28 protein-coding genes and 2 riboswitches are annotated in these 24,272 nt (G+C 36.4%); of the genes, 12 read left to right on the plus strand and 16 right to left on the minus strand.

From position 1 onward, the window contains the following. The first annotated feature begins 130 nt into the window (after positions 1–130). Positions 131–991 (plus strand): LysR family transcriptional regulator, encoded by an 861-nt coding sequence (locus tag MKY07_RS15515; RefSeq protein WP_339262989.1) that lies wholly within the window; start codon positions 131–133, stop codon positions 989–991. Between the two features lie 51 nt (positions 992–1,042). Further along, on the plus strand, positions 1,043–1,510 hold the full coding sequence (locus MKY07_RS15520; protein ID WP_339262991.1) for a hypothetical protein: 468 nt from the start codon (positions 1,043–1,045) through the stop codon (positions 1,508–1,510). A gap of 211 nt (positions 1,511–1,721) precedes the next feature. On the opposite strand, the gene MKY07_RS15525 is transcribed toward MKY07_RS15520, so the two are convergent. Together MKY07_RS15525 and MKY07_RS15530 are read right to left on the minus strand one after the other, a co-directional pair. Continuing rightward, positions 1,722–2,564: a hypothetical protein gene (locus MKY07_RS15525; RefSeq protein WP_065216843.1), complete on the minus strand. Its 843-nt coding sequence runs from the start codon at positions 2,562–2,564 to the stop codon at positions 1,722–1,724. 172 nt (positions 2,565–2,736) lie between these two features. Continuing rightward, positions 2,737–4,800: a choice-of-anchor I family protein gene (locus MKY07_RS15530; RefSeq protein WP_339262993.1), complete on the minus strand. Its 2,064-nt coding sequence runs from the start codon at positions 4,798–4,800 to the stop codon at positions 2,737–2,739. A 432-nt stretch (positions 4,801–5,232) separates the two neighbouring features. Here MKY07_RS15530 and MKY07_RS15535 point away from each other — a divergent pair, with 432 nt between their 5' ends. After that, entirely contained in the window at positions 5,233–5,535 is a 303-nt protein-coding gene (locus MKY07_RS15535) for a DUF1805 domain-containing protein (protein WP_339264660.1), read from the plus strand. 119 nt (positions 5,536–5,654) lie between these two features. On the opposite strand, the gene MKY07_RS15540 is transcribed toward MKY07_RS15535, so the two are convergent. Together MKY07_RS15540 and cobT are read right to left on the minus strand one after the other, a co-directional pair. Continuing rightward, complete coding sequence (locus MKY07_RS15540) at positions 5,655–5,966, minus strand: hypothetical protein (RefSeq protein WP_008405307.1); 312 nt, start codon at positions 5,964–5,966, stop codon at positions 5,655–5,657. 568 nt (positions 5,967–6,534) lie between these two features. After that, entirely contained in the window at positions 6,535–7,593 is a 1,059-nt protein-coding gene (gene cobT, locus MKY07_RS15545) for a nicotinate-nucleotide--dimethylbenzimidazole phosphoribosyltransferase (protein ID WP_339262994.1), read from the minus strand. Between the two features lie 94 nt (positions 7,594–7,687). Further along, positions 7,688–7,868, minus strand: a riboswitch (cobalamin riboswitch). A 315-nt stretch (positions 7,869–8,183) separates the two neighbouring features. Beyond that, positions 8,184–8,298: riboswitch (TPP riboswitch) on the plus strand. Positions 8,299–8,448: 150 nt separating this feature from the next. On the opposite strand from cobT, the gene thiC reads away from it, so the two are divergent. Next, on the plus strand, positions 8,449–10,233 hold the full coding sequence (thiC, locus tag MKY07_RS15550) for a phosphomethylpyrimidine synthase ThiC (RefSeq protein WP_087617837.1): 1,785 nt from the start codon (positions 8,449–8,451) through the stop codon (positions 10,231–10,233). Positions 10,234–10,254: 21 nt separating this feature from the next. Beyond that, positions 10,255–10,422 (plus strand): serine protease, encoded by a 168-nt coding sequence (locus MKY07_RS15555; protein ID WP_065216839.1) that lies wholly within the window; start codon positions 10,255–10,257, stop codon positions 10,420–10,422. A gap of 309 nt (positions 10,423–10,731) precedes the next feature. On the opposite strand, the gene MKY07_RS15560 is transcribed toward MKY07_RS15555, so the two are convergent. From MKY07_RS15560 to MKY07_RS15585, 6 genes are all read right to left on the minus strand, one after another. Then, positions 10,732–11,655 (minus strand): MBL fold metallo-hydrolase, encoded by a 924-nt coding sequence (locus MKY07_RS15560; protein WP_339262995.1) that lies wholly within the window; start codon positions 11,653–11,655, stop codon positions 10,732–10,734. 27 nt (positions 11,656–11,682) lie between these two features. Further along, positions 11,683–12,027, minus strand: coding sequence for a 4-aminobutyrate aminotransferase (locus tag MKY07_RS15565; protein WP_339262997.1), 345 nt, complete (start codon positions 12,025–12,027; stop codon positions 11,683–11,685). A 19-nt stretch (positions 12,028–12,046) separates the two neighbouring features. Beyond that, positions 12,047–12,352 (minus strand): hypothetical protein, encoded by a 306-nt coding sequence (locus MKY07_RS15570; RefSeq protein WP_339262998.1) that lies wholly within the window; start codon positions 12,350–12,352, stop codon positions 12,047–12,049. A gap of 24 nt (positions 12,353–12,376) precedes the next feature. Next, positions 12,377–12,610 (minus strand): hypothetical protein, encoded by a 234-nt coding sequence (locus MKY07_RS15575; RefSeq protein ID WP_339263000.1) that lies wholly within the window; start codon positions 12,608–12,610, stop codon positions 12,377–12,379. A 145-nt stretch (positions 12,611–12,755) separates the two neighbouring features. Further along, positions 12,756–14,330, minus strand: a complete 1,575-nt coding sequence (locus MKY07_RS15580) for a histidine kinase N-terminal 7TM domain-containing protein (RefSeq protein ID WP_339263002.1) — start codon at positions 14,328–14,330, stop codon at positions 12,756–12,758. 173 nt (positions 14,331–14,503) lie between these two features. Beyond that, complete coding sequence (locus MKY07_RS15585) at positions 14,504–14,905, minus strand: MFS transporter permease (protein WP_339263003.1); 402 nt, start codon at positions 14,903–14,905, stop codon at positions 14,504–14,506. A gap of 319 nt (positions 14,906–15,224) precedes the next feature. Between MKY07_RS15585 and MKY07_RS15590 the strand changes: the two genes are divergently transcribed. The 3 genes from MKY07_RS15590 (at position 15,225) to MKY07_RS15600 (ending at position 17,770) form a co-directional block, all read left to right on the plus strand. Further along, positions 15,225–16,073 (plus strand): alpha/beta hydrolase, encoded by an 849-nt coding sequence (locus tag MKY07_RS15590; RefSeq protein ID WP_339263005.1) that lies wholly within the window; start codon positions 15,225–15,227, stop codon positions 16,071–16,073. A 58-nt stretch (positions 16,074–16,131) separates the two neighbouring features. Beyond that, entirely contained in the window at positions 16,132–17,253 is a 1,122-nt protein-coding gene (locus MKY07_RS15595) for a PP2C family protein-serine/threonine phosphatase (RefSeq protein WP_339263007.1), read from the plus strand. Between the two features lie 166 nt (positions 17,254–17,419). Beyond that, the gene (locus tag MKY07_RS15600) at positions 17,420–17,770 is read left to right on the plus strand and encodes a hypothetical protein (RefSeq protein ID WP_339263009.1); all 351 of its coding nucleotides are present in this window, start codon (positions 17,420–17,422) and stop codon (positions 17,768–17,770) included. Between the two features lie 151 nt (positions 17,771–17,921). Here MKY07_RS15600 and MKY07_RS15605 read toward each other — a convergent pair whose 3' ends face one another. Then, positions 17,922–18,356 (minus strand): NUDIX domain-containing protein, encoded by a 435-nt coding sequence (locus MKY07_RS15605; RefSeq protein ID WP_339263010.1) that lies wholly within the window; start codon positions 18,354–18,356, stop codon positions 17,922–17,924. Between the two features lie 314 nt (positions 18,357–18,670). Here MKY07_RS15605 and MKY07_RS15610 point away from each other — a divergent pair, with 314 nt between their 5' ends. Beyond that, complete coding sequence (locus MKY07_RS15610; protein ID WP_339263011.1) at positions 18,671–19,066, plus strand: NUDIX hydrolase; 396 nt, start codon at positions 18,671–18,673, stop codon at positions 19,064–19,066. Between the two features lie 140 nt (positions 19,067–19,206). After that, on the plus strand, positions 19,207–19,647 hold the full coding sequence (locus MKY07_RS15615; protein ID WP_339263012.1) for an NUDIX hydrolase: 441 nt from the start codon (positions 19,207–19,209) through the stop codon (positions 19,645–19,647). Positions 19,648–19,721: 74 nt separating this feature from the next. On the opposite strand, the gene MKY07_RS15620 is transcribed toward MKY07_RS15615, so the two are convergent. Continuing rightward, entirely contained in the window at positions 19,722–20,105 is a 384-nt protein-coding gene (locus MKY07_RS15620; protein WP_008405349.1) for a DUF5412 family protein, read from the minus strand. A gap of 202 nt (positions 20,106–20,307) precedes the next feature. Here MKY07_RS15620 and MKY07_RS15625 point away from each other — a divergent pair, with 202 nt between their 5' ends. Continuing rightward, positions 20,308–20,823 carry an amino acid oxidase gene (locus MKY07_RS15625; protein WP_065216828.1) on the plus strand — a complete coding sequence of 172 codons (516 nt, stop codon included), beginning with the start codon at positions 20,308–20,310 and terminating at the stop codon, positions 20,821–20,823. Positions 20,824–20,891: 68 nt separating this feature from the next. Here MKY07_RS15625 and MKY07_RS15630 read toward each other — a convergent pair whose 3' ends face one another. The 4 genes from MKY07_RS15630 to MKY07_RS15645 form a co-directional block, all read right to left on the minus strand. Beyond that, positions 20,892–21,269 carry a VOC family protein gene (locus MKY07_RS15630; RefSeq protein ID WP_065216827.1) on the minus strand — a complete coding sequence of 126 codons (378 nt, stop codon included), beginning with the start codon at positions 21,267–21,269 and terminating at the stop codon, positions 20,892–20,894. A gap of 683 nt (positions 21,270–21,952) precedes the next feature. Further along, on the minus strand, positions 21,953–22,429 hold the full coding sequence (locus MKY07_RS15635) for a hypothetical protein (protein ID WP_339263014.1): 477 nt from the start codon (positions 22,427–22,429) through the stop codon (positions 21,953–21,955). 103 nt (positions 22,430–22,532) lie between these two features. Beyond that, positions 22,533–23,018 carry a peptide ABC transporter substrate-binding protein gene (locus MKY07_RS15640; protein ID WP_339263015.1) on the minus strand — a complete coding sequence of 162 codons (486 nt, stop codon included), beginning with the start codon at positions 23,016–23,018 and terminating at the stop codon, positions 22,533–22,535. A 174-nt stretch (positions 23,019–23,192) separates the two neighbouring features. Further along, positions 23,193–23,345 (minus strand): hypothetical protein, encoded by a 153-nt coding sequence (locus tag MKY07_RS15645; protein ID WP_339263017.1) that lies wholly within the window; start codon positions 23,343–23,345, stop codon positions 23,193–23,195. A gap of 344 nt (positions 23,346–23,689) precedes the next feature. Here MKY07_RS15645 and MKY07_RS15650 point away from each other — a divergent pair, with 344 nt between their 5' ends. Then, complete coding sequence (locus MKY07_RS15650; protein ID WP_339263019.1) at positions 23,690–24,193, plus strand: hypothetical protein; 504 nt, start codon at positions 23,690–23,692, stop codon at positions 24,191–24,193. The last annotated feature ends 79 nt before the right edge of the window (positions 24,194–24,272 follow it).

Raw genomic sequence — 24,272 nt, forward strand, 5'->3', positions numbered from 1 at the left:
TCTTATTAGTTTGAAAGCGTTTTACTATCCCCATTTTCAGAATATATGATATATTCAAATAAATAAAATAGATAGTTTTAAGCGATACCGATAAAATTTTTTTATTTCATCGAAGAAGGAGGAGTTGCCTGTGAATATAAATGACGCCCAATTATTAATAGATTTATACAAAACAAAAAACATTACACATACCGCTAGCAATCTTTATACATCTCAGCCCGCACTAACATACCGGATTAAACAACTGGAGAAGAAATATAAAATCGAGTTAATTGTACGTGGCTCAAAAGGAATCGATTTTACAGAAGAAGGTCAAATTTTATATGATTATGCGAAACAGGTCATACATAATGAAAGATTATTAGTAGATCAGTTAGCCAACCTAACTGTAGATACAAGGGGTACCATTTCTATTGGTGCTTCCGGTTTATTCTCCTTATATCACCTCCCCAAAATATTGGATGAATTTAAACAACTTTATCCGAATATCTATATTCAACTAAAAACCGGATGGAGTAGTGAAATAAAAGAGTCACTGAATGCGGAGGAAATACATTTAGCAATTATTCGCGGTGATTATGCATTGAATGCCAAAAAGCATACACTTTTTACAGAAGAATTATTTGTCGTATCGAAAACACCGTTTCAAAAAGAGGATATTCCAAACTTACCGTTTATCACTTATAAAACGGATATTTCGTTAAGTCTTATGATTGATAAATGGTGGCGTACTTATTTCCAGCAGCCTATCCGTCCCAGTATTGAAACCGACCAGGCTGCAACATGTAAAGAGATGGTGAAATATAATCTCGGGATTGCCGTATTGCCCGAAATCAGTATAGAAGGAGAAGAATTATTTAAAATTTCATTAAACGATTTTGGAGAAGATATTTATTATAGAGAGACGAGTTTATTTTATAACCCGTATGTGGAGAAATTAAGACATGTTAAATTATTTTTGGATTTTTTAAAGGGACATTATAATAAATAGAATGGCGCGCTGTATAACTCTTGCTATTATTTAAAGATAAAGGGGCTTCTTATGAAAAAAAATAGCATTATTGCTTTAGTAGTTTTCATTTGTTTCGGATTGTTTATCTTTTTTTCTGGAGAAATGGGTAAAAGTATTGAGGAAGCAAGAATATCTACATTAGGTGGATTTAGTGCCGATAACGATGATTTCTCGTTTTCCTCAGTAGCAGTTATGGACGAGGGGGGAAATAATATTATTAATATCGATTTGACACATGATATTAGGAAATCATTAACTGAAAATCTGAAAATGCAACACGCGGCGAAAAATCCAAGCACTGAACGTCCGACTACATTTATAGGCTCGTTAAATTTTACAGATAATAATGGTTTTATGTCAGAAATTCAAATTTATAAAAATGAATCGAATGATACATATATCACTTTCCCTTTGAATTTTGAGAACAATAATAAATTTTATGAACTAACAACGGATCATTTCCCTGATTTATTTTTAGAATTGAATAAAAATCTGTGAGTATAAAAATTGATTTGCCTATGAATTTTTACATCCGACGGAAGAAACGAATTATCAAACAAAATTAAAATGAGTCCGGTACATTACCCCGACTCATTTTACCCAAGCTATTTAAGTGAAATAAATGTGTATAACTTTAAGATGTCGCTCCCTCCTCCACTCCTAAAGATTTGGAACTATTCCCCAATAAAGTTCACCATTTTAGTTCATACTACTCTCTCAACCCTTGCCAGCTTTGCACATAGTGTATGCCTACCCCGCTATAATAACGGTTTTTAGCATAATGGCTCGCCACTTGATCGAGTACTTGGTTCATCTTGATTTCACCTTCATCGGCAAATGTTATATATGGCTCATATGGGAAAGGCATTGTTTCAACACCCATAACAACCGGAGTTTGATACTTCTTTGCATAACTCATTTCATTTTTTGTAATGCTCTTTAGTGCGGCAACTGTATTGCGATAGGCCATGATGGAGACGCCGTCTGTATTCGCAATCATCCACTCCGCCAAGTTGCCTTCACCAAATTGGTTATAATATAGCACTTCATCATACCAGAATGGGATGTCCGTCTCTAACCTTAATTCTGTACAGCGTACTTTATAGAGGGCGTGTTGTATTAATTCTTGATACTGACTGACTGCAAGGTTTCGATTCTGTTCCCATAATGCAGATAAATACGGCTCTACATCTAAATGGACTGCTTTAAATTTCGATGCAGGATATTCCTGATGGTATTGACTGATCCATGCCCATAACGCATCAAAATTTGCTGTATTCCAATAAGGACCACCATCCAGTGCCTGCACTTCAATATTTGCTTCGCGCATCCTGTTAATAAAGGCTGCGTACACATCATTCGATAATTCCGGATTAATCTGCAAATAGACGGTCGTTACTTCTTTTTCTATTAGAAACTGGATCGTTTGCTCATCTGTAATCGTATGGGTATGCCAAAGCCAAGTTGATTTTGTATTATTTTGCTGTGCCTGTGCATCATTCATTATAAAAATGACTCCTAACATCATAAAAGCAGCGAATAGTTTTTTCATTTACATTCCCCATGTTCATTCGTAGTTGTTATTTTTAGTATAAATCATTGCACTTGTCAGAAGATAGTATATTTTAAGAATTCTGTGAACTCCGGATCTCATGCAACGTTAAAAAAGTAAGCTCGCTGCGTTTTCATCGCAGCGAGCTTGATAGATCGAATGAAACTTAATTTTATTTCAGCAATTTATCCAAAACAACAGCCGCCTGTGCACGTGTCAACGATTGCTTCGGATGAAACTCATTGTTCGTTCCTGACATAATGCCGACTGCTTTCAGTGAGGCAACGGCTTCCTTCGCATGAGCGGAAATATCCACATCGTCCGTATAGACAGGCGCTTCAGCTGCTGTGATCTGTCCTGCCGCCTTCAACTCATTGTAGACCGCTACGGCGAATTCTTCACGCGTAATTGGTTTTGCTGCGCCGAATACTTTGTTGTTTAATGGACTGATGAACTGATTTTCCACTGCCCATGAAACAGCATCTTCTGTTGCAGATGCTTTTATGTCATTGAAGTTCGTAGTGTTACTTGCCGGTGTACCCGCCAAACGGTACAGCACCAATGCGGCATGTGAACGGCTAAACGGCTTGTTTGGCGCGAATGTTGTCTCATTTACCCCTTTAAATAAACCGCGCTTTGTTACGTTTGCAATAGCATCTTTATACGGATGATTTTCAACATCTTTAAATGCGATCGGATCATCCATTACATTCAACACCGTTACCGTACCACTCACTTCATGACCAACAATTAACTGCGGCTTGTCATCCTTCGTAATAATAGCCATTCCTTCTGGTGAAACATCACCTTTAATATCATCCGAGAAGTCACGTAAGTTCAGATAGTCTACAAATTTTGCACTTGCCGGTTTTGTGATGTTGTACATCATGACACCACCGATGCGCTCCAGTCCAATGTAAGCAAAGATTTCACCGCCTACTTTGCCGATCTTTACATCTTCCGGCTCGGGTCCTTTTTTACCGCTGCGGTTATCAAGTTTCACGTTCGTATTACTTGCGTTGAAATGTTCGGGATGGTGCTGTGCTGTCATTGTTTCAAAATCACTGCCGCTATCGAACACGACATCCATTGTCTCAGCATCAAAGATAGCAAATGAACGTGCACCGAAAATATAGTCCTGCCCTTCTACAAAACCGTCGTAGCCGGACGTATCATATGTCACAATTTCTTCGTCTGTTTCGATTTCATTCAAATGGATGTTTTCGCTCTCTTCTTCCCCCCATTCGCGTCCATCGCCTTCATTGGCCGTGACGAGATAATCTTTGCCGTTAATCGTCACTGTTGCCATTCCATCGGGCATATAGATACCAAAGTAGTTTTCATTTTTAATCTCGATTTTGCCGTCTTTCATTAAGTCGATTTCATTGCCGGGCTTGCTGTGGTCTTTGAAGCCAAGCCCTTTCACAGACACCACTTCATTTGATGTTAAGTCAATTGTGGCAACGGCATTGTTTTCCTGTAACGCGACATACGCCATTGTGCTCGCTTCATTAACTGCTATGTATTCCGGCTCCAGATCTTCAGAAGCATTTGTATTTTTCTTTAAAATGACGTTGTCCGCAACGAGCTCAGCACGTTTTTCTGCTGTATCGAATGCTTCGAAGAAAAGCGTTTCTGCTGTTAATGCGTCAAAGCTGTTTGCTGTATCAATGACAGAAATACTGCCTTTTGGGTCAACAATATCTGCGCCATAGCCTTCACGCGGCTCCCCCTCATTTGCTGTTAGAAGCTTCGTCCCGTCCGTTGTGAATGTAATATTGTCCGGCTGGATGCCTACTTTTGTCGCGCCAAGAAGCTTGCCATCCCCCGTTAGTACAACAGCATAACCGGCAGTATTGTAGCCTTTTGCCTGTACCGACACCGCAATTACATTTTCTTTCGGGTGCACCGTAATGCTTGTTAAATCACCGTATTCAAATGTTTGGTCGAATGTGGCAATTGTTTTGGCGATATCGATCGAAAGGAAAGGCTTTAACGTCATGGCCTCATCTTTTGTATAGTTGAGTGAGATTGCTTCGATTTTCTTCGTTTCGCCATTTACGATATACGTTGCATGGGTGTGCGGGTTATACGCAACAATTTCCGTGGTACCACCATCTTCATTTTGAACACCGGAATCATAACGTGCATCTAAACTTAACGCAGCTTCTGCGACAATGGCAGGCGTAGTGACCGCAGCTAAAATAAGAGCCGCAGCTAGTAATTTCTTAGACATAGACAACATTCCACCTTTACATTTTTTCTTAGTGTAAGGGTGGAATATTAAGTTTATATGAATTAATTGTAAGAGATTGTAAGTATTATTAACACCGCATGTAATTAAAGGCCGGGAAAGTAGAAAGTTCCGGCTTAAAAGTAGAAAGAATCGATGCAAAAGTAGAACTCTGCGTCATGAATATAGAACGAGGACTGGTGAAAGTGGAACAAACCGGCTCAAAAGTAGAAGGCTTCTGGATAAGTAGAAGATTCTAGCTTGAAAGTTGAACAGTTCGGTCCGAAAGTAGAACTTAGTACCTTATTGTAGAAAGTAAATTGAGAAAAGCGGACCAAAGCAGTCGCTCTTTTGAAGTAACCTGCATAATTTCCCCAAAAACAAGTACCAATTTCTAATTGTTTCATATGATTTATATGAAAGGGGGAGAAGGTTATCGTCTATACGGAAACGATTGATCTTCAAGGTCATTTATTTACTGCGGTAACGGTTCAATTACCTAAAACAACATTGCTGACAATTTCGAATGAGCATGGCTACATTATGTGTGGTGCACTCGATGTCGGTCTGTTAAATGAAAAATTGGCCGATCGCAAAATCATTGCGGGTCGTGCAGTAGGTGTTCGAACGATCGATGACTTACTTAAAGCGCCACTAGAATCCGTGACATACGAAGCAAGAGCGTGCGGTATTGAAGAAGGTATGATTGGCGAAGAAGCGTTATTAAAAATGATTTAGTTAAATTGGAAGTTCTCAGGTGATGAGCTCCACCCCAAAAATATTTCCATGCAAAAAACCGCTCTTTCATTTTCTTGAAAAAGCGGTCTATCTATTTTTATTGACGTCATTACGTACAATTAGATTGCTTTATTATAATAGGAAGCTTTTGACCCTTTACTTCTTTTCACGGCTAGAAGCTCTTCTAATTTTTGAATATATTCACGGTCTGCCGATATTCTTGTAAGGCTTGTTAATAAATATGGTCTTAATCCGGAATTGATTTTTTGGCAACGCGCAAGATTGATCAAATACTTGGCCATCTTAAATGACTTTAAGTGCGTATGTCCATTTTTAAATTCCTTCTTCGTATTGACGACCATAAATTCCTGCTTGCGCCCTTTATAAAAAGGAATAATAATAAACTCATCTTTTTTGAAAATTTGATTCATATTATCCTCATCCTTTTCTCGAATATATTCAAAAACGACCTTTCACATACGGAGAAATAGTGATCACCCCGTTCCTCTTAATGCCCCTCCCGCCTCTCCTTTTTATTGGTCTTACTTTTCCTTACCCTATTTACCGGTTACTTTATTCCAAGTTCCATCCAAAAAGCACTTTTTTAGCTATTATTAACATTTTGAATATGTTTTTACATTTGGTTAATATAGGATATTACGGAGTGAATGCAAATGACAGGACAATCGCTTGCATTTCACTGAATTTTCTGTAAAATTAAATCAAGTTCTATTCATTCCCCGAATGTTTTGGTCGCACTTAACATTTTCAGAGGATTGGATAGGGCTTTTCTTTATGATTTACTCACTGGCTAAATAAACGGAATTGTTTCGCCTATTTGGTATTTTACTGGTAAAATAAATGAAATAGACTGAAAACGCCATTCATTTTCGAGGAATACCGAATTCAAATAAAAGGCTACATTAAAAGTTCATATCACTTTTAATGTGGCCCGTTTACGTAATTTTATTTTACGAATTTCATTTCTTGAGGACTTTTCTACTTGGCTACTAAAAGCGCTGCCGCTTCCTCCAACGTCACCATATTCGTAATCATCGAACAAGCTGCATCAAGAATCGGGAACGCTAGAGCAGCACCCGATCCTTCTCCAAGTCGCATATTCATATGCAGCATTGGCTCTAACCCTAGAAGCTCAGCTGCGATTTTTGCACCGGGCTCTTCCGATAAATGTGACGGAATCAAATACGCTTTCACATTCGGATTTAACTTATAGGCGATTAATGCGGAAACCGTTGAAATATATCCGTCAACAACGACCGGTACACGATTCGCTGCGCCTGCAAGGAAGATTCCGGCCATCCCGCAAATTTCCAGACCCCCTACTTTTGCCACAACATCAATCGGATCTTCGGCGTTCGGCTCATTCAAGGCAATCGCTTTTCGAATGACTTCGGCTTTATATTCGATACCGCCAGCTCCGACACCAGCTCCAAAGCCTGTTACTGCCAGTGGATCACAGCCGTGAAGCACTGAAAGCACCGCAGCACTCGGTGTCGTATTCCCGATACCCATTTCCCCGGTACCAATGAGATTGATACCGTTTTGGATCGCTTCTGTTGCGACTTCAATTCCTACTTCAATTGCTTGAATCGCTTCTTCTCGGGTCATTGCAGGACCTTTCGCCATATTGTCTGTCCCGTATTTGACCTTTTTAATGATTACCCCAGCATCTTGAGGTAAATCTTCTTTGACACCGATATCTACCGGGATGACTTGTGCATTCGAAATTTTCGCAATCGTACACATCCCTGTCGTCCCTTTCGGAAATGATAATGTTTGGAAAACCGTTGTACTTTGCGGATTTGGCGTTACGCCTTCCTCATACACCCCGTGGTCTGCCGCCATGACGATCACCGCTTTATTATCGATTTTAGGCGCAAGGTCACCCGTAATTGTGGCGATTTGCAGAGCTAGTGATTCGATCTTCCCTAGGCTTTGCGGTGGTTTGGCTAAAGAGTCTATGTACGTACGTGCTTTTTCTTCCATTTGTCGGTCGATTTCTTGAATTTGATCAATTGTTTGCTGTAATAATTGCATGTTTCGTTTCCCCCATCTAAATGTATTTTTGACAATAAAAATAGCCTGCAGTTTATTCGATAACAAATAAACTACAGACATATCCAGTGTCTATAAACAGTAAGCATACTTAGGCAGGTCTCCTGGCTCAGATTCACAATTTCATAGCCCCTTCCCAGATGTAAATCCAGTGGGTTTTGCTATGAAACTCCTCTATACAGTGTTGGGATTACGCTAAAGCTTTTCACTTTATTCCCTATTCTCCCTTAACGGGCACCTAATGCTTGATGAATTTACCATTACTTTACGACGAACGACTTTTTTCGTCAAGGATGATTTTCAATAAGCAGGAATTAAAACGTTTTCTGATTCAGAATTCCTTAAATATAAAAAAAGTCCACCTCCTGAGAATGTTGACTCATCAGAAATAATAATACGTTCGGGTTTTGTTTCTTTAATGTTCTTAACATCGAGACATGCAGAGGTTTGTAATGTGCATGCGAAATGAGTACGATATCAATATCCGGTAAGGTAATTCATCCAACAAATACTTTTCTGAATTTTCCCTTTTATCTCAAGGAAGTTTCATGTATACTAATATAAAATTGAATAGAAATAACTAGGGGAGTCCAATAAGTTGGGCTGAGAATGAAACACGTTGAAGTTTCTTGACTCTTGGGACCTGATCTGGATCATACCAGCGTGGGGAAGTTAGCATCGTATTATAGTAATACTACTTCTGTATACATATTAGCCGGGTCCGACCATTTATTGGACACCGGCTTTTTTATGTACTTCATAAGCTTTTTTAAGCTCCTCACTGTTGTGCTCTATCTCTTGTCCTTATATTCAAAAAAGGAGAGATTTATTATGTCTATGTCACCATCTTCATTAAACGAACAAAGTATTTCCATTATGTCTAACTTTTCAGGTAGCAATAAAGTATATGTAACAGGCTCTAGACCTGACATTAAGGTTCCAATGCGTGAAATCGAGTTAAGCCCGACAACTGGTACGTTTGGAGAAGAGGAAAATCCTCCAGTACGTGTGTATGACACCAGCGGACCTTATACAGACCCTGATTATTCTGTCGATATTACAAAAGGTCTCCCTGCCCTTCGCAGTACATGGATTCAAGAACGTGGCGATGTGGAGGAATATGATGGTCGTGAAATCAAGCCTGAGGATAATGGTTATAAAGATAAAAACGATCCTCGTACTAATCATAACGTGTTTCCTGGTTTAAAGCGGAAACCGTTACGGGCTAAAAAAGGGAAAAATATTACACAACTTCATTATGCACGAAAAGGAATTATCACGCCTGAAATGGAATTTATCGCAATTAGAGAAAATATGAAACCTGAATTCGTACGGGATGAAGTTGCAAAGGGTCGAGCGATTATTCCTTCTAATATCAACCATCCAGAATCAGAGCCCATGATAATAGGTCGTAACTTTCATGTAAAAATTAACGCGAATATTGGCAATTCTGCTGTTTCATCTTCCATCGAAGAAGAGGTTGAAAAAATGACATGGGCAACACGTTGGGGTGCTGATAATATTATGGACCTATCAACAGGTAAAAACATTCACACAACACGGGAATGGATTATTCGAAATTCGGCTGTTCCTGTCGGTACCGTACCTATTTATCAAGCACTAGAAAAAGTAAATGGTGTTGCTGAAGACCTAACATGGGAGGTTTACCGTGATACATTGATTGAACAAGCCGAACAAGGGGTGGATTACTTCACCATTCATGCAGGTGTTCTTTTACGGTATGTTCCGTTAACAGCAAAACGTTTAACAGGTATTGTATCCCGAGGTGGATCTATTATGGCACAATGGTGTCTTCACCACCATAAAGAAAATTTTTTATATACTCACTTTGAAGAAATCTGTGAAATCATGAAAACTTATGATGTTTCCTTCTCTTTAGGGGATGGCTTACGTCCTGGTTCCATTGCAGATGCCAATGATGAAGCTCAATTTGCGGAATTAGAAACTCTTGGAGAACTAACAAAAATTGCTTGGGAGCATGATGTACAGGTTATGGTTGAAGGACCGGGACACGTGCCAATGCACCTTATAAAAGAAAACATGGACAAACAACTGGAAGTTTGTAAGGAAGCTCCTTTCTATACTTTAGGCCCTCTTACAACTGATATAGCTCCTGGCTATGATCACATTACATCTGCTATTGGAGCTGCAATGATTGGTTGGTATGGGACAGCGATGCTTTGTTATGTAACGCCAAAAGAACATTTAGGTTTACCGAATAGAGATGATGTTCGTGTAGGGGTTGTCACTTATAAAATTGCTGCACATGCTGCTGATTTGGCAAAAGGGCATCCAGGAGCACATAAAAGAGATGATGCCTTATCAAAAGCTCGTTTTGAATTCCGTTGGAGAGATCAGTTTAATTTATCTTTAGATCCTGAACGTGCAATCGAATATCATGATGAAACTTTACCTGCTGAAGGTGCAAAAACAGCACATTTCTGTTCTATGTGTGGACCTAAATTTTGCAGTATGAGAATCTCTCAAGATATTCGTAATTTTGCAAAAGAAAAAGAACTTGATACGAAGGAAGCTATTGAAATAGGTATGAAGGAAAAAGCTGAACAGTTTAAGCAATCTGGTGGTAACATATATCAGTAACTTTCTTAAGGGGGCATTAGGATGAAGGTCGGAAAAATTGAAGAGGAAATTAATCAGCTCAAAACTCACCTTGCTGTTTTGGAGAAAAGTTTAAAAGAAATCCAGCAAAATTGTGATCATCATTTTAAAGGAAATCAATATCATGAAAAATGTATCAAGTGTAATAAAGTAAATGTTTTATATTATTAGTAAATAAAAAGTGTCATAAGAAATAAGAGATTCCATAAAAACCTTGCCTTAATTATTTTGTTAAGGCAAGGTTTTTTAACTTTAACAAGTAAAGATAGTTTAGAGGGTGAATTTTGTCGTGCCATCTCCTTCTGGAAATGCTGGATCAATCTTTTCATTGAGGGCCATTTCTTCCTTTTCAATTTCGTTTTGCCTGCCTCAACATACAAAACACGGCAATAATCCTTTTTCCGAATATGAAAATCACAAATTTGAATTCTGCTGTTCTGCGCTGATGATAATCTTTCAAAGCATTTAACAAACCACCAATTACATTCGAAAGGTCTCCCCGATCGCTAACGATTTTAATTGTTCATTTTCTAAATTCGCATGCTGCCAATGAAAATGCAGCCGGTCTATCGCTTCTTTCGGTGTATCATCTGCCAGCATATACGCACCGTAATGCATCGGGATGAATACTTTTGCTCCGACATCACAAAACGCCTGGATTGCTTCTTCCGGTGTCACGTGGGATGCATGCATAAACCATTCCGGATCATATGCACCGATTGGCATTAGCGCTGTATATATGTGGAAGCGTTCGCCAATATCTTTGAATCCCGGAAAATACCCGCTGTCTCCAGCGTAATAAATGCTTTGCGCATCTGACGCCGTTTGCAGTACAAATCCGCCCCAATGCGATGTATTCGTATCCCAAAGCATGCGTCTTGTCCAATGCTGAGCGGGAACGAAATGAATTTCAAGCGGTCCTGCCTCATGCTTTTCGTACCATGAAAGTTCGATAAAATGGTGCAGCTTGTGACGCTTCATTAAATAACCGAGCCCTTCTGGAATGATCAATAGGAGATTGGGATTTCGTTTTTTCAGCTTTTTTAGCGTCGGTATGTTCAGGTGATCATAATGTGCGTGCGATATAAGTACGATATCAATTTCTGGGAGCTCATCTAACCGTAATCCCGGCTCGGTTAACCGTTTCGCCACACCCATCCAATATGCCCAAACCGGGTCTGTTAAGATATTGAGCCCTTCTTTTTGGACTAAAAAGGTTGAGTGCCCAATCCACGTAACAGACTGCTCCGTACGGTTATTTTTTAGAAACGCAATCTGCTTTTCTTCACACTGCGGTACTTCATAATCGACGACTTTCTTTTGCTTTGACCGCTGCCACTTCAGCACATCTTTAAATGTCCCGAGCGGATCATTTTGATCTAAATTGGAAAAGCGTTTTCTCATCGCAGCACTCTCCTACTTCTTAAAAGCTTAATTATATAAATTTCTACTATGATCAACCTGCTTTGGTTTCATTAATATCCTTGCATAAAGGTAAACCAAAAAACTCACCAAAGTCCCGAGGCCAGTAAAGTTGTTTGAAACTGGAATCGTTGAAGCGATATTTAAAGTGCTCACAATATTTAATGTGTAAAATACTAGAATTCCAAATAACGCAATTGTCATCACTTTATTTTTTCTTGCCAATTGTTTTCGATACAGGGGGCTGCCAATGCAATTTCCGCTATGCTTTGTCTCTTTAATTTGTTTAATTAAAGCATAAATTAAACATGCAATAATGATTCCAACTACTGCATATCCAATCATTTCATCCATTTTAATTTTCCCCGTTTCACTAATCTCCCGAATAAAATTCCTTTATTTTATTAGGCAAGATTTTATTCATAATGATTCCTGCCAAAGCCAAGCCAATCAAAATCACTCCAATTTCCAAAAGGTTTTTTAACCATGTGATTTCAACCATATCTGTTATGCTGGAACCACCTATAATGATGAAAACAGCTCCAGCCCATGCCAATAAAAAACCGGCGCCAAATTGTAGCCATTCTTTTTTCGACAGCTGTTTAAAAGTCGCCCTATATTTATAAAATTTCCTAATCGCAAAGATTAACAAAAACCCTGTTAGAATATATCCAATCATCACAATCCCCCTGCTTTAAATTGTTTATGTATGATGATCCAACGCGTCTTCTCTTTTAAAATGTTTGATTGTCGCCCATAACGAGACGATAAACAAAAACGAAAACAGGATAAAAGAAATCCCCGCTAACCACTTAGCAACGATTGACGTTGGATTAATAATAAGCTGGATATTTTTTAACAAAAAACCTGCACACATAATTTGAGCTATGATTAAGCTAATACATATAGAAATCGCCTTTGAATTCTTTTGTGCCATAACCGCTCCTTATTTAGTTATTATTTTACTATGCTAACATATTCTCCTAACACTAGGTAGTATGGAAACCAGCTCATAAAATTCGCCGCGCCCTTCAACAAATAAAAAAACCGGCATGAATTTCTCCATGCCGGTTTCACTCAAATCAATTAAGTATTTCCTTACTCGTTCCATACACTTTCACGAGGTTGCGTCCTTCTTCCTTCGCTGCATATAAAGCGGTATCTGCTTTATGCAATAGCTGATACAGTGTCTCTTCTGTCCAGTCTTTCACTTCCGCGACACCGATACTTAACGTAGCCGAAAGTTTACCCGCTTCCGTCATGAGTGGTGCCTTCTCAACGGCACCCCGAAGTCGGTCGGCTAATGTTATACCCTCAGCTTCTTTATATCCCTTCAGTGCAATGACGAATTCTTCCCCGCCATAACGAGCAAAGAAATGCCCTTCCTGCAATTGTGTTTGGCAAACCTTCACGACATGTACGAGCAGTTGGTCCCCAACATGATGCCCATACGTATCATTCACTCGTTTAAAATAATCGATATCCATCAAGAGGACCGTAAATGGCAAACCTGTTTCTCTAGCTGTCTCAAAATCCTGCTCACATTGCTGTAAAAATGCGCGCCGGTTATAAATCTTTGTGAGCTCATCATAATAAGCCTGCTGCTCCAATTTTTCCTGCAGCCTTTTGATCTCCGTAATATCCGTAAAAACTAACAACAACCCTTTTCTATTTCTTGCTTGATTTAATGAAGTAATCCTGACTTGATAAATCCGTTCCGCCCCTTCAGAACATAACTTTATTTCTTGGGTGGCGATTCCATCGGCAACTAATTTGAATGGCAGGGCCACCCCAGTCTGTTCCTTCCAAAACTTCACAAAGTTATTGCCGAACATTGATTTGTCCAAATTCGGCATCATCGCTTTCGATGCTTGATTGAACTCGATGAGACGGTATGATTCATCCAGTACGATGGCACCATCATTGATACTATTATAGATGGTATCTTTCGCAATCGGCATAATCCGAAACAGCCGAGATGAGTTAATCGCCCATAAATATAATAATGAAGAAAGCCATAAAATCATCGGTACCGGATCTACTCCTGCCGGTGTGAGTCCGTTCAAATAAAGAAATGCTGTCAAGATTGGAACTAGCTGACCAAACATTAACGCGATCAATTGTGGACGGTATGCCTTCGCCGTTTCCTTCCAATGAGAGAGCAACAGTAAAAAAGCGACAAACATGCTGGCAAATGTGTAGACACCGTGCACCATATACCACATGCCGATTTCCTGGTAAACGAAAGGTGTTCCTAAATTCGGGTCCAACTCAAATACGCGATAATGAAGATGATGCCAGTGATTTGTCGCTACCATAATAATTGTAATAAACGGAATAAGAAGTATGAGCATGCTTCTTCTAAACGACAGCTTAAATCCTAAATAGCTCATGACATACAATAAGCCTAATGTTGCTGACGTGGGCATCCCGATGTAGAGAATGGTGTTCCAGAAACTGATTTGTTCAAGCGTCGTTGATATTAAAGTCATAGCCGAAGCAAAACAGTAAATGCTAATGGCAGCTGTATAGAAAATAAAATAATTTGCGATATTCGTATATTTATGACGTTTGCTAAAGGCATAGAGACATAAGTACAAATTCAATACGCCTGACGTACAAACAAGCGTAATATACATGGTCAATTGCGAACCCATTATTGGTTTACCCTCTCTTAATTAACACTTTTTCCTTATAATGTAGCACATTATAAAAAATAAATGGATATTTTATTGATATAATAATTGTAGAATTAGGGGCTTTCGTACCAAGACACGGAAAGTTCTTCCTGTCCTTTAACGACTCGAATTTACACCGGGCTTTATGGGCGTTAATTTAATTGCAGTTTTTCAACACGCGCTGCTTGAATACGTTTGCCAATGATGCCATATACAATTGTCATCAACACAACACTAGCGACCATCACTGAAATACTAGGAACAATAAACGCTTTACTCATGGAGAAAATGACTTCAGTACGGAACCAGCTTTGGAACGGTATACCAAGACCTAAAAGTACAGCGAAGAATCCGATTTTCACAACAATATGCTTCCCTTTCATTTTACCAATCATCGTATTAATAAATAAACGTAATAACGCCAACCCTGATCCAACAAAAAAGAATGTCACTAAATATCCTTTCACCGCTTCATCTAAAATAAGTGCTTTCCCCAAAAATCCGATTAATATAATACTAGCAATTGCCATTAATAGTTTTGATAATTTACTCATTGTTTGCTTCCTCCTCAAAATTGAACACATTGTTCATTTCTATGATTAAATTGTAAGACGAATGGGTGGATGAAGCAATGCACAAAATTGAACACATTGTTTATTTTTCGTTAAATTTCTCTCACTACTTCTATTTTCAAATGAAGTACTCAAAATATAAATTCATAGATTACTACTATAAAATAGTCATATTCCTTTACTTATATCCTAATTTCATACAGAATGATTGTTAAATAGGAAGTTAACATGATGCTTAAAAATGTTTAAACATATATAAATCAAAATGTTATAAGTGACCATTTGAAGGGAGGGCTATTTCATGATTCAAAATACGTTTAAACGTAATAACGTACATATTCGAGGTAACGGTAAAAAACCTTTAATATTCGCTGCGGGATTTGGTTGCGACCAAACGGTATGGAATGATGTTTTTCCTGCTTTTGAAGAAGATTATCAAGTGATTTTATTTGATTATGTCGGGTTTGGAAATTCAGATATTACCGCTTTTGACCTTATTAAATATGGTGAACTGTCCGGTTATGTGCAGGATCTATTAGATATTTGTGAGACGCTCGATTTAAAGGAAGCTGTTTTTGTCGGCCACTCGGTAAGCAGCATGATCGGTTTATTGGCTTCGTTATCGAAACCGGAGTATTTCTCACAACTGATCATGATCGCTCCATCACCAAGTTATATAAATGATCCCCCTGAGTATTACGGGGGTTTTGAAATGAAAGACTTGCTCAGCTTAATGGACTTGATGGAAAAAAATTATATCGGTTGGGCCAATGCTTTCTCGATTACATTATTGAACAATACAGCAAATGCAGATGTGGCAAAAGATTTGGAAGATCGCTTCTGTTCAACCGATCCTTTATTTGCCAATACTTTTGCAAAAGCTTGTTTTTTTACTGATAATCGTAAAGATATTACGAAAGCTACGCTGCCTTCCCTTATTTTACAATGTTCGGAAGACGTCATTGCGCCAAGGGTAGTTGGCGAGTACTTACATGCGAATATGCCAAACAGTACGATTGCCTATATGAATGCAATCGGTCACTGTCCAAATATGAGCGACCCAGAGGAAACAATTTTTTTGATTAAAAATTACTTATTGGAGCATTCTATGCCCCTTATCGGTGAGGGCGTGGGAAATTTAAATGAATGAACTTATAGAAAACGCTCCGTGCGGTTTCATCACTTTATCTTCAGAGGGTGAAATTATTATGATAAATAAGACGTTGCTAAATTGGCTGGACTATCCATCATCTGAGCACTTTATGGGAAATCATTTTAATATGCTATTATCTCCTTCCTCTCAGATTTTTTGTCAGCTTTATTTAGTCCCATTGATTAAAGTGAAGCATACTGTAGAGGAAATGTTTCTGACATTACATACCGTAATGAAAGAGGAAATTCCTATATTATTAAATGCATCTTTCCACGATAATCATCAGTTAACCTGTGTCATCTTTCCGATCCGTAATCGCAGCGCATTGGAAGACGCACTCATCAACGCCAGAAAGATGACCGAAGATGCTTACTTAGAAAAAGAACTGGCTCTTTTAGAATTGGAAAGAAAGCAACAGGATCTCCTGCAGGCTAATCTAATCAACACGAAAATCATGCGCGAAACTGAACGCGATTTACAGATTGCCAAAAAAATTCAGGAAACCGCATTAACGAAAGATATTACTAATGACAATATTGAGATTCTGTCTTATTACCGTGCTTCCAAAGCATTATCAGGCGATATTTTTGGATTTTATCAAGTAACGCCACAAAAATACGCGATTATTTTATTGGATGTTATGGGGCATGGGATTTCATCGGCCTTAATTACGATGTCGCTTCAATCGATGTTCCAGAAGTTAATATCACGGGAAGCAGCGCCTGAAAGCGTATTGCAGGAGCTGGACCAATACTTGCACGATTTATTTCAAAACAACCAGGATGCATGGCATTACTGTACAGCAATCTATTTAAATATCGATATCAGCACACAGACGATTGAATATATTAATGGAGGCCACCCTCCTGCCATCCTTCAGGAAGAAAATGGTGCACAGCATGAGCTAGGTGCAACCAATCCGCCATTAGGAACATTTGAAAATATACTTTTTAAATCGAGAACATTGCACTATGAACGCGGGACAAGAATTCTTTTGTATACTGATGGGGTTTCGGAAGCATTTGAGTTAAACACTTTAAATCATTTATTGAACGAATCCATCTCCAGTCCATTAGCACAGACAAAAGAGATCATACAGAGCGCACTCGAAAACAAGGAAACGATCTATAGTAATTATAATAACGATGACCAATGTTTTATATTGGTTAAGTTATGATTGAAAAACAGTGAGAGAGGCTTCCCACTGTTTTTTTCATTTCTTATTATCTTCCCTATCGTTCCCCGTACTAAATACATCATGTAGCATTTTCGAAAACAGCAATCAGAATGAAGGATAATAACAATACGTATCCGAAGTATTAAATATATGGAGGTGCTTAGGTATGAAGCAATTCATTTTAATATTAAGTCTAATTTTGTTAACTGCTTGTTCAAATGAAACACATTCTATTTACGGTGAAATAAAATCTATTGAAGCAGATCACATCAATATTGAATGTTCAGATTTAGTTAGAAAATTAGATAAGAGCAAAGATGATATCGGTTATTCTTGTGCTATTAAAATAACCGACGAAACGATGATTAAAACTCAAGCTGGCGATGCATTAACATTCGAGGATTTAGCTGAAAATAATGAGATTTCAGTATATATGGAAGAGCCAATAAAATTAAGCGCTGTTTCTGAAAGGCTAACATTCATAGCTAAAGAAATAACGGTATTCGAAAACAAGTAATAAAAGCTTAGAAGTTTTTATTTTTAGGTGTTAATAAACCCCTTATTCAATCGAATAAGGAGTTTTGGTTCCTATCACCGGGAATATGATCGTATTAAAATGTGATATAAGTGGCATTGGGGAATGTTTTATGTATAAAGTTTTATACAAATTAGGCAATATTTAAATACTGTTTTATTAAGTATAAATGATGTTCATGAAAAAGATGCTCTTCTAAATAATTGAATTCGACCCATCGCATTGTTTCTTTTTCAATCGGTTCAGCTACCTTTTCTAGTAGTTCACAAACGTAAAGTATTCCAATATTATGTTGAGAATCTTTGGGATATTTTTCTGAAACCCAATGTCTTTCCGCTTTACCTATAACTTCAACGATTTGGATTTCATGACCTGTTTCTTCAATACTTTCTCTTAATAATGCAAGTTCAGGAGTTTCTTTTTCTTCTACGCCTCCCCCAACTAAAAATAAATTTCCGTCGATATCTTCTACACATAAAAATTGTCGATGGTCATTTTGAATAACAGCATACGCTCCAGTTCTTTTCCAATAATTCAAATCATAATTACGCTTCCCAAAACTTTTCATACATACCCTCCAATTTGGAATTTTAAGTAAATATTATAACATTTAAATCATTACCAAAGAATCGTTTGGTACCTTTTCATAATACATCTGATTCCAAAATCTTTTTTTGGGGGTACTCTATTTGCTTAACATGGTCAGTGTATAAAACTAGCTACCTTATCCAGCAAATCGGGTGTGATTCTTGAAAAAGAATTGCGTCTATTCATATTTAATATCATATTATTGAGTACTTTTCTAATTTATCGTTTAACGATGTTTGTAAAAAAATAATGTTATAATTAATAATAAATAACAAAATATAGGAGGTTAAGATTATGCAATACAAGCTTTGGAATGGTGCCTCAGCTATTATAATTAAAGACAATTGTGTATTAATGATACGTACAATAGATTCTAATAGTTGGAGCATACCTTCAGGGGGAGTAGAAGATGGCGAAACTGTAGAGGAAGCCTGCATACGCGAAGTTGCAGAAGAAACTGGTTATGAAGTTAAGATTGTTAAAGCGTTACATACAAAAAAGACAATTATCAAAGAATATAAGGTAACAACACAATATTTTTTATGTGAAATTACTGGTGGTGATATTCAATATAAAGATCCAGACGAAGAAATCGAAGAAATTTCATGGATGAATAGTAATGAAATTTCAAAGTTAATTTATACATACCCTGAAGATCAAGAAGTTATTGAACAACTATTATCATCTTAAAAAAATCTCCAACAATTGTGCGCATATCTTTATCAAGAAATGTATCTATATTCGTATAGGACCAATAAGTCGTATAAGATAATGAACTAATGAGATTTTAAATAGAAGGAAGAGTAGATTCTATTCAAAAGGAGAAAATGATGAACTATATTAAATCACTTAGAAGTATGATTGGAACAAGGCCAATTATAGCTCCTGGATCAGCAATCATTGTGATGAGTAAGGAGAATGAATTACTACTACAATTACGTTCAGACACAAAAGATTGGGGAATTCCCGGGGGCGGGATGGAGTTGGGCGATAGTTTTGAAGAGACAGCTAAAAAAGAATTGTATGAAGAAACAGGGCTTATTACCAATCATTTAGAAATTTTAGGAGTAGCTTCTGGTAAGGAGTTTTATTATAAATTTCCTCATGGGGATGAGATTTACAATGCCACTGTAATCTTTAAGGCTAGCAAGGTAACCGGAAATATAAAAAAAGACGAAGAAAGGTTGGAGCTGGCTTACTTCCCATTAGATTCTTTACCAGAATTAAATTATACTACCCAAAAGATTTTAGAAAAGATTGGATACATATAAAAGTTCCGTAAGCGGTGTTGGAGACATTTCAATAAGGTTGGTTACACAAAAGCCTTCTTTACTTAAACAAATTTCTAATACTTACCCCTGTTTGCTTCCCAGTCAGGGTCTTTTTTCCAATGATAATTATCGTTAAAGATGTTTAATTTATGGTTATTTATTTCGATTGTTTCGTGATCCAACCATTTAATATTTACTGTACTTTCATCATAATTCCAATAAATCGTTTTTAAGTCATTTCCAAAATCAATTTCTACTCTTATCGCAGCTCTTACCGTTGCTCCCCCCTCATCAATCAAATACGCTTTAGCTATGTAATCATGATTTGGAGATGAATGCTCGGATAAAAGTTCTCCTTTCGGTAATTCATCTAACTCCACCTCGATAAAATCATAGATGATATAAATAGGGATCCCAATAATAAATAGTAAAATGAATACAACAATCCCCTTTTTCATTTGTCATCTCCTTCCTCTCATTTCGGTAAACTGTCCGTTAGTTGAAGTAACCTCTCCGCAATACCTCATTCGGTAATATATCAAAGGCGTTTATCTTTCATTATTAAATAATAATCACCTTCCCAAACTCGATTCAAATAGCAACTACATAAAATCACCCTTAAATGGTAATATTATTACATAAATTATTGGGGGCGTTATGATGAAATTACATATGATTTTAAGTATTATATCTATTCTGTTCATACTAAATCTAAGCGCATGTTCAAAAGAGGAAGTTAAATATAATGGGGAACCTTTAAAAATCGCTGTAATTGGGGATCTGCCAGAACTAAATAATGAAAAAATTCATTTTGAATCAATTTCATTAAAAGAACTTAGCGAAGATACAGTACAGATTTCAACAAATTATGATGCAATTATGATTACACCATTGATGTTTGAAGAAGCTTCAAATGATCGCTTTGTCGAAGTGTATACTAGCACGAAAATCCCCTTTATCTTTTTTGATTCTGAAAAGAGGAATCTTCCATTTACAAATGGTGGGCTTACATACGAATCAGCTCGATGGGAATCTTTAAAAAACGGTTCTCATACGACAATATATCTTTCCGATATAAATGCTAACAGAGAGGATGCTTGGTATTTCTATTTAAACGATAAAAAAGAGTTAGAGGTTCTTTATAAAGAGATTTTTGAAAAGGTTGAAATGTTATAATTTGTAAATATCATTTAGAAAACAGGTTAACATCTAATCCTGCAAATTGGCTCCGAATTTATTACGAATTAAATTTGTACTTCACACATTAAAGCATGTGTATTTCCCTCAGTATCTTTAAAGAATGTCATCCATGTTTCTGTATTTCCCATTTTTGCAACAACATGAGGTTGGTCGATAAAGGAAACCCCCTTTTCAATCAATTTTTCAACTGACTTTTTTATATCTTCTACCTGAAAATAGATAACTGAACTTGAATTTGCAAATTCATCTTTTTCAGGTAGTGAAAGAAGAAGTCGTTGCCCGTTACAATCAAAAAACGCCATATTTTCTGTATTGAAAAGAAGTGGTAACTCAAGTACTTCTTTATAAAATTCAATTGCTCTTTCCACATTTTTTATTGGGACTGCTATTTGGCCAATTCTTTGAATTATACTAGATTCCATTATTCTTCCTCCATTCAACGTTGAATAATTGATTTATATTGCTAATAGAAATAACTACTTTCCTATCTATTCTATTCAAAATGTACATTTCCTTTTTTTAATAAACTGATGCTTATGTACAGATAGTTCCCAAAGCGGCATTTAGGGACGTTTATTGAGATGCCCACACAATTGAATCGGCAATGGCGATTAATATACACAAAAATGAAAATAATATGTACGCAACGCTGATACTAATTAAAAAAGTAAGTTTTTTCACAGATTGTTCTGGAGTATGGATTATAATTTTTAGCAACTTAATAATGCTGATGCAAAGGATTATCGAGAAAAGTGGAATACCTATTAATGATAAAGGAACTAATGTCTCCATATCTACTCCCCCCTTATTTTGTATTTATTTTAAATTATAACAAATTATATTCCGTCTTTCTGTAACCTTTCAAACCTGATCCCAAAATCGTATTTAGGAGCATCTATGAAGAACTTTTAGAACGTTACGGACTTTCATAGAAGAGATTAACAAATTCCTACTACTAAATATCAATGTTTTATGCGACTTACATAAAAAAACGCATAAGCAAAGTTCCACCAAAAAATCCACAAACACTGATTTAAAAGCGATTGTGGATTTTTTGGGTTTCCCAAACTTTCTTTGAGAACGTACTACTTTGTATTGAGATGTATTAGTTATGTAATGTTTCGAAATGAGTTTTTATATATTCTAACATCAGTTTCTCTGGATTAGATTGTTTAGGAAGTGAAATAACGTGTTTAGTATCAAGTACTCCAAAAAATAAGATTTTTTTATCAGAGTTTAATTCATAGTAGCAATATCCTTCATACTCAATATCATTAAAACAAACTAATGGATGTTCGTGTTCTTCCGTACATAAAGTCACTGTAGCATTTAAATTGCTATAAACTTTTAAAAGGTTTTGTAAGTAGTTTTTATGAACGGGAATAATTGGAGCAGTTATATAGTTTCTTTGAGCCGAAATAAGAGATTGCTCTTCCACTATAACCTCGTAATAATGCTCGTCAGTAAAATCTATTGTTTGTCTTACTTTCATAAATCGATTAATAAATTTGTTTGCTAATTTGTGTAAATGCTTATGAGGTGGGATATTTATTCCGTAAATTAATAAAGTTAAAGACTCCACAAAATGCTCCTTAATAGAAAAATTTTAAAACTAATATTAACATAGATTAATTTCGAAAGAAAAGTTATCTAAGCGGTGTTTAAGAACTTTATTTCTCATATAATTAACTAATCCAAGTCATTTTCACTTCTTTGGGTTCCCATTTATTATCTTTATAATGAACTTTTACTTCTACTCCAACTGCCCCTAAACCTGAACGATACTTGGAACCCTCAAAAAAGATTTCATTGTTGAACTTAAAATCAACTTTTTCTATTCTAAGAAGTACGCCATCCAAACCCATCGTATCTGAATTGTATAATCCCTTTTCTTTCAGCTGTTCAAGAGTAGCGTCCATTACTTCAACTTTATACTTTTCCTTAAAGTAGCTTAAAATTTCTTCTTTATCCCTTTCAGCCGCGTCCTCGAAATTACTCATATCGATAGCTATATATTCCATATCACTACTTAATGCTTCATCCTGTTCCATTATAGAGTCCAATGCAACACTATATATTTCTCCTAGATGCTCACTTGGCTCAATTCCAGTATTACAAGCAGAAAGCAATAGCGATAGGACAAGAAGAATACTAAAATGTTTAATTTTCAAATTCCCCCCCCTTTACTGTATAGATGAAATTATTAATAAGACCGCTTCAAATAAACTTGTTCTTCTTCTAAACTGTCCGTTAGGTGTAATACTTCACATTATAGCCAAAATCCTCCTAAAGGGGTGTTTAGGGAATGTTTATAACAGTTTATAAGCTTAAAGTCCCTAACTCAATCATAAAATGTGCTTTATTAAACGAATAATCATTCTAGGAATAAACATTAAAATGTTCCAAGCCACTTCAAATAATATTGAACTGGTAAGCTGCCCTAATAACTCTTTAAAAAAGTTGTCCTGTCTTTCTTTCTTTGTTTTTTTATTTTTCATTTTCTAACTCCAAATAAGATTTATTTGAATTATAATCCATTTTCATTTTTGAAACTAATCGATGAAAGAAATAAAGTCCCCCGTACCCAAAATCGTATTTGTGAACTTCTTTGTATAAAGGTAGGAAACCACACAAATATGACGATCCCTTATTCCACAATCGGACGTGCTTCTTGAATAGGAATTGAGTTTTCTTCAGCTAAAGGGCCAGATTGTTGAATAACACTCAATAAGAAAATTGAATATTTATGTTAGTATTTAATTGAGATTATAAAAGAATATCCTTAAAAAATCAGGACAGTTTAGTTGATAAATAATATATAGGGAAGGAGTTGAAAATTAGAGTGAACAAAGAAGAAAGAAAGAAGAGATTAAATGAAATTGTAGAGGAACGTAAACAAAAAGAAATAATTCAACAAGCGATCCAAAAAGAGAATGAAGTAAAGATTCTGCTTCAAGAGGTGTTCGGCGAAATGGAATTATTTGAAATTCTAGATTCTAATACCACTAATTCAATTGTAGAAGATTTCTCTGAAAATTTCCCGATTGCTTTTTGGAACAGCATTGACTGGAAAAATGCTATTGTTAACCGAGTTGAATTAAATGACCAAGGAATTAAAAGCATTCCTTCCCTTCTAATTTCTAAAGGATTTGATACTTCAATTCCTATATATATCTTTTGGGGATACGATAATCATCCATGTGTAAAAACTAAATTGACAGAAGAATTATTAAGTAATATTGAAGATATTGTCTGGTTAGGAAATGATTTATATCTTTATTGTCCTACGCAGAAATATGTTATAGAATTCTTTCATGATGATACTGTTAATATTGGGTGGATTTAGGTCAACACAGACTTTGTTTTGTTCAACTAACGGGCGAGATTCTTCAATAAGAAGATCGCGTTTTCCGTTATAGGGCCAT

It is taken from the genome of Solibacillus sp. FSL W7-1472, assembly GCF_037969775.1.
Taxonomy (GTDB): Bacteria; Bacillota; Bacilli; order Bacillales_A; family Planococcaceae; genus Solibacillus; species Solibacillus silvestris.